Source organism: Novosphingobium sp. (genome assembly GCF_036820275.1).
Lineage (GTDB): Bacteria > Pseudomonadota > Alphaproteobacteria > Sphingomonadales > Sphingomonadaceae > Novosphingobium.
This window is the reverse complement of sequence record NZ_DAISLT010000084.1, coordinates 1-5,761: the sequence shown is the minus strand read 5'-3', so window position 1 is coordinate 5,761 and position 5,761 is coordinate 1. Positions and strand designations below refer to the sequence as shown.

Annotated in this window: 6 protein-coding genes; all 6 read left to right on the top strand. The window is 68.0% G+C overall.

Annotation, left to right across the window (positions count from 1 at the left end):
* A partial coding sequence (locus tag V7066_RS28625; RefSeq protein WP_334186318.1) for a DUF1427 family protein occupies positions 1-219 on the top strand: 219 nt, incomplete at its 5' end.
* Positions 220-308: 89 nt separating this feature from the next.
* Entirely contained in the window at positions 309-2,156 is a 1,848-nt protein-coding gene (locus V7066_RS28620; protein ID WP_334186317.1) for an amidohydrolase, read from the top strand.
* Between the two features lie 207 nt (positions 2,157-2,363).
* Positions 2,364-3,287, top strand: coding sequence for a glyoxalase (locus V7066_RS28615; protein ID WP_334186316.1), 924 nt, complete (start codon positions 2,364-2,366; stop codon positions 3,285-3,287).
* A gap of 3 nt (positions 3,288-3,290) precedes the next feature.
* On the top strand, positions 3,291-3,719 hold the full coding sequence (locus V7066_RS28610) for a DoxX family protein (RefSeq protein WP_334186315.1): 429 nt from the start codon (positions 3,291-3,293) through the stop codon (positions 3,717-3,719).
* Positions 3,712-5,091 carry an alginate export family protein gene (locus tag V7066_RS28605; RefSeq protein WP_334186314.1) on the top strand — a complete coding sequence of 460 codons (1,380 nt, stop codon included), beginning with the start codon at positions 3,712-3,714 and terminating at the stop codon, positions 5,089-5,091. The genes V7066_RS28610 and V7066_RS28605 overlap by 8 nt, the downstream gene beginning before the upstream one ends.
* Before the next feature lie 107 nt (positions 5,092-5,198).
* Positions 5,199-5,761: YoaK family protein (locus tag V7066_RS28600; protein WP_334186313.1), on the top strand; the 563-nt coding region annotated here is incomplete at its 3' end.

Here is a 5,761-nt window from a genome sequence, read left to right as displayed (position 1 = left end):
AGTCTCCTCGGCGTTCGTTCGCCGGCGCCGCCGATGATTGCCCTGATCGGGCTGCTCGGGATCCTGCTCGGCGAGCAGATCGTGCCGCTGGCCAAGAAGATCTGGGCGCACGAGGAAGTCGCCCAGTTCGTCCAGACAGACTGCCGCAAGCACGTTCTGGGACGCCTGTCGGGAGACAAGTTCCCCTGCCGCACGTCCGACCACAAGGGCGAGGCGTGATTACCCGCCGCCAGACACTTGCCGGAGCGGCTGCCACGTCGCTCCTGCCTTCGCTATTCTCCCAAACGGCCCGATCCAAGGAAGCCCCCATGACCGACACGATCATCATCAACGCCAAGGTGACCACGCTCGACCGCGAGAACCCGCAGGCCGAGGCCGTGGTCATCCGGGACGGCAAGTTCCTGACCGTGGGCAGCGAGCAGGAAGCGCGCGAGGCTGCCGCCCCCGGCGCCGAGGTGATCGATGCCAAGGGCCGCCGCCTGATCCCCGGCCTGATCGACAGCCACATGCACATCATCCGCGGCGGTCTGAACTTCAACATGGAGCTGCGCTGGGACGGCGTGCCGACCCTGGCCGATGCCATGGCGATGCTGAAGAAGCAGGTCGACAACACCCCCGCCCCGCAGTGGGTCCGCGTCGTCGGCGGCTTCACCGAGCACCAGTTCGCCGAGAAGCGCCTGCCGACCATCGCCGAACTCAACGCCGTCGCCCCCGATACCCCGGTGTTCATCCTGCATCTCTACGACCGCGCGCTGCTCAATGCCGCGGCGCTGCGCGTGGTGGGCTATACCAAGGACACGCCGAACCCGCCGGGCGGTGAGATCGTGCGCGATGCAAGCGGCAACCCCACCGGCCTGCTGCTCGCCCAGCCCAATGCGACGATCCTCTATTCCACCCTCGCCAAGGGCCCCAAGCTGCCGCAGGAGTACCAGGTCAACTCCACGCGCCACTTCATGCGCGAAGTGAACGCGCTGGGCGTGACCGGCGTGATCGACGCGGGCGGCGGCTTCCAGAACTATCCCGACGACTACGAGATCATCGAGAAGCTCCACGCCGAAGACCAGCTGACCGTGCGCATCAGCTACAACCTCTTCACCCAGAAGCCGAAGGAGGAACTCGCGGACTTCGCCGGCTGGGTGAAGCAGGTCACCCCGGGCCAGGGCGACGACACCTATCGCCACAACGGCGCGGGCGAGATGCTGGTCTATTCCGCCGCAGACTTCGAGGACTTCCGCCAGCCCCGCCCGGACATGGCGCCGAGCATGGAAGGCGACCTCGAACCGGTCATCCGCCTGCTCGCCGAGCACCGCTGGCCCTGGCGCCTCCACGCGACCTATGACGAGACCATCGGCCGCGCGCTCGACGTCTACGAGAAGGTCAACCGCGACATTCCGCTCGAAGGCATCAACTGGTTCTTCGACCATGCCGAGACCATCTCCGACCGCAACATCGACCGTATCGCCGCGCTGGGCGGCGGCATCGCCGTGCAGCACCGCATGGCCTATCAGGGCGAAGACTTCGTCGAGCGCTACGGCGCCAAGGCGGCCGAGCGCACCCCGCCGATCGCCAAGATGATCTCCGCCGGCATTCCGGTGGGCGCCGGCACCGACGCCACCCGCGTCGCCAGCTACAACCCGTGGGTCTCGCTCTCGTGGCTGGTCTCGGGCCGCACCGTGGGGGGCCTGCGCCTCTACCCCAATGCCAACCGCGTCAGCCGCGAGAAGGCGCTGGCCATGTGGACGCACGAGAACACCTGGTTCTCGAACGAAGTGGGCAAGAAGGGCCAGATCAAGGCCGGCCAGCTGGCCGACCTCGCGCTGCTCTCCGACGACTTCTTCGCGGTGCCCGAGCACGACATCGTCCACATCCGTTCGGTGCTGACCGTGCTCGGCGGCAAAGTGGTACACGGTGAAGGCGACTACCGCCCGCTCGCCCCGCAACTGCCCCGCCCGATGCCCGACTGGTCGCCGGTCGCCACCTTCGGCGGCTATTACCAGACGCCGGAAGCCCAGCAGAAACTCGCCTCGGCCTGCGGCTGCGCCAGCTCCTGCGGCGTCCACGGCCACGACCATGCCGCCGCGCTCGGCGCCAACGTGCCCGCCGCCGATGTCCAGACCTTCTGGGGATCGCTCGGCTGCGGCTGCTGGGCGGTCTGATCCGATGCGGCCCCTCCGAGCGAGGAGGGGCCGCGAGATCGACTTTTCCATAACTTCGAACATATCGAACGATATTATTCGGATCGATAGCTGTTCGCGCGCGCCCTACACCGTCCCGGCAAGTTCACTCCCGCCCCTCGCTGCGGATGTGGGCGTATCCGAGACGACGATGAAACTCGCCCCCCAAATTCTCCCAGGAGACCTGTGATGAAGCGCTTTGCCTTCCTCTTCGCCACCGCCGTGATCGCCGCCAGCCCGATCGCCGTTCCCGCCGCCATCGCCAAGCCTGCCGCCGCTGCCGCAGCAGCCGACTACGCGGTTGGCGCGCAGTACGACACCACCCACGTCTACGTGCCGCAGGACCAGTTCGACACGTTCGTTGCCAGCTTCGTCGCCACGTTCGGCGGCACCACCAGCAAGCAGGGCGAGTTCCAGGTGACGCCGACCAAGAGCCTCACCAAGTCGCAGCTCGTGCTGACGCCGGTGGGCACCGTCTCGGTGTTCGGCTTCAAGACGCCGATCCCCTACCCCTTCGGCGATGAGCGCACCGGCTATCTGGTCACCGACCTCGACGCCGCCGTGAAGTCGGCCGTCGGCCACGGCGCGGTGCGCCGCCTGGAAACCTTCCCCGATCCGATCGGCCGGGACTCCGTGATCCAGTGGCCGGGCGGCGTGAACATGCAGCTCTACTGGCACACCGCCAAGCCCAGCTACACCGCGCTTGAAACGGTGCCGGAGAACCGCGTCTACCTGACCGTCGATGCCGCCGACACCTTCATCAAGGGCTGGACCGGCTTCGCCCACGCCAAAGTCACCGCCGACGACAAGGCCGCCGATGGCGCCGAGATCGGCGAACCCGGCAAGACCATCCGCCGCGTCGCGCTCACCAGCGGCTACGGCAAGATGGTGGTCTACGTCTCGGACGGCCAGCTGCCCTGGCCCTATGGCCGCGACATGACCGGCTATGCGGTCAGCGATCTCGCTGCGACGCTCGCCAAGGCATCGGCGGTAGGCGTGGAAACGCTGGTCGCGCCTTATTCGACGGGCCTGAAGTCAGGCGGGCGCCAGGCCGCCATCGTCCGCTTCCCCGGCGGCTACATCGCCGAGATCCACGCGAACGGGGCGAACTGAGCGATGTCCGGCACCGGTACGCCCAAATTCGTCGCATCGGTGCTGGACTTCGCGCCGACGGGCTTCCTCGCCCGCCTCCTGCTGGTGGGGGCCTACCTCGTCGGCGGGCTCACCAAGCTCACCGACTGGCAGGGCGCGGTGGCGGAGCAGGCCCACTTCGGCCTGACCCCGCCCGCGCTCTGGGCGGCGCTGACCATCGCGGTGGAACTCGTGGGTCCGCTGCTGATCCTGAGCGGCCGCCTCGTCTGGCTGGGCGCGGGCATGCTCGGCGTGTTCACCTTCTTCGCCGCGCTGCTTGCCAATGCCTTCTGGGCCATGCCCGCCGGCCCCGAGCGCTTCGGCGCCACCAATGCCTTCTTCGAGCACATGGGCCTCACAGGCGGGTTCATTCTCGTGGCGATCCTCGCTTACCGGGCGCAGCAACGTGCCTAGGCTGCTTCCGCTTGCGGTCCTTGCCGCGACCGTTCTGCCTGCCCCGGCCGTTCTGCCTGCCGCCGCCCATGCCGAGACCCGGGAAGCCTGGCAGGCGCCGACCCTCTCGATCACCCGCTACGACGAGGACTGGTCGGACCTGGCCGATGCCGAAAAGCGCGATCACCACTGGACCGGCCCGTTCAAGCATATTCCCATCAGCGACGACGTCTGGCTCTCCACCGGCATCGAACTGCGCGTGCGCAACGAGAACCTGGAGAACAATCTCTGGGGCAGCGCCCCGGCGCCGAACGACGGCTACGTCTGGTTCAGAGCCCTGCCCTATGCCGACCTCCACGTCGGCAAGCTGCGCGCCTTCGTCCAGCCGATCGCCTCGACCTCGGCCAGCGTCGCGCCCTCCCCAAGCCCGGTGGACGGCACCGGCCTCGACCTGCTGCAAGGCTTCGCCGAGGCCGACCTCGGCCCCATCACCCTGCGCGGCGGACGGCAGATGCTCTCGCTCGGCACCGAGCGGCTGATCGGCACCCGCTACGGCCCCAACGTGCCGCTCGCCTTCGACGGGCTGCGCGCCGACGTGAAGCTGGGCGCAGCCAAAGTCAGCCTGCTGGCGGTAAAGCCGGTGCAGGCCCGCAAGGGCGACTTCAACGACCGCACCTCGCCCGACAAGTCGCTGTGGGGCGCCTATGCCGCGCTGCCCAGCCTCGATCTCTATTACCTCGGCTACCGCAACGAGGCCGCCCACTGGGGCACCCGAGAAGGCACCGAGACCCGCCACAGCCTCGGCGCGCGCTGGCACGGCAGCCGCGACGACTGGCACTGGAACGTCGAGGGCGTCTACCAGTTCGGCCGCTTTGCGGACGGCCCGATCTCGGCCTGGACGCTCGGCACCGAACTCGGTCGCGCCTTCCCCGACGCCCCGCTCGCGCCCGACCTTACCGTGCGCCTCAACGTGGTGAGCGGCGACAAGGACAAGTCCGACAACCACCTCGGCACGTTCAACGCGCTGTTCCCCAAGGGCAAGTACTTCGGCGAACTCTCGCCGGTCGGCCCCTACAACATCGTCAACGCCTATTCCTCGCTCGGCCTGCAACTGGCCCCGGATCTCTCGGCCAGTCTCGCCGCCATGGCCTACTGGCGCTATTCACGGGAAGACGGGATCTACGACATCCCCGGCAACCTGATCCGCGACGCCGGAGACAGCCGCGCGAAGTTCGTCGGCAAGGAAGTGGAAGCGACGCTGGCCTGGCAGGCGACGCCGGAACTCGAACTCTCCGCCTCGCTCTCCGCCTTCGCGCCGGGCGCCTTCATCGAGCAGACCGGCTCGGGTAGAACCATCCACATGCTCGGCCTTGAAAGCAACTTCCGGTTCTAAAGACCTGTTCAAGTTCATGGAACGAACCGGACAATCTTATTCGGATACCTGAGAAAGCCGCTGCCCCCTAAACCCCCGGCATCCCCCCAAGCACCGGAAAGATCGACATGACCGCCACCTCCAACAACGGCCCTGCCGCTTCCCTCAAGTCCAGCCTGCCGCGCCTGCTGCTGCTGCTCTCCGCCACCACCGGCCTCGTCGATGCCGCCTCGGTCCTCGGCCTCGGCAAGGTCTTCACCGCCAACATGACCGGCAACGTCGTGTTCCTCGGCTTCGCGGCAGCGGGCACGCCCGGCTTCAAGGTGATCCCGGCGGTCATGGCGCTGCTCGCCTTCATGGTCGGCGCCTGGGGCGCGGGCCGCCTCGCCCGCGCGCACACCGACCTGCCGCTGCGCCGCTGGCTGCTCTGGGCCGCGGTGATCGAGACCGCCCTGCTGTGGATCGCCGCCGCCATCTCGACGAAGATCGACATCGCCGCCCAGGCCCCGGAGATCGCCGTGCTCTCGGTGATCGTGCTCACCGGCTTCGCCATGGGCCTGCGCAACGCCACCGTCCGCTCGCTCAAGGTGCCCGACCTCACGACCACCGTGCTCACCCTCACCATCACCGGCATCGCCGCCGACCAGACCGCCGGAAAGTCCCCCAACTTCCTGCGCCGCTTCGCCGCCGT

Coding starts and splice junctions, on each gene's coding strand:
- V7066_RS28620 (WP_334186317.1), top strand. CDS start 309: ATGACCGACACGATCATCATCAACGCCAAGGTGACCACGCTCGACCGC.
- V7066_RS28615 (WP_334186316.1), top strand. CDS start 2,364: ATGAAGCGCTTTGCCTTCCTCTTCGCCACCGCCGTGATCGCCGCCAGC.
- V7066_RS28610 (WP_334186315.1), top strand. CDS start 3,291: ATGTCCGGCACCGGTACGCCCAAATTCGTCGCATCGGTGCTGGACTTC.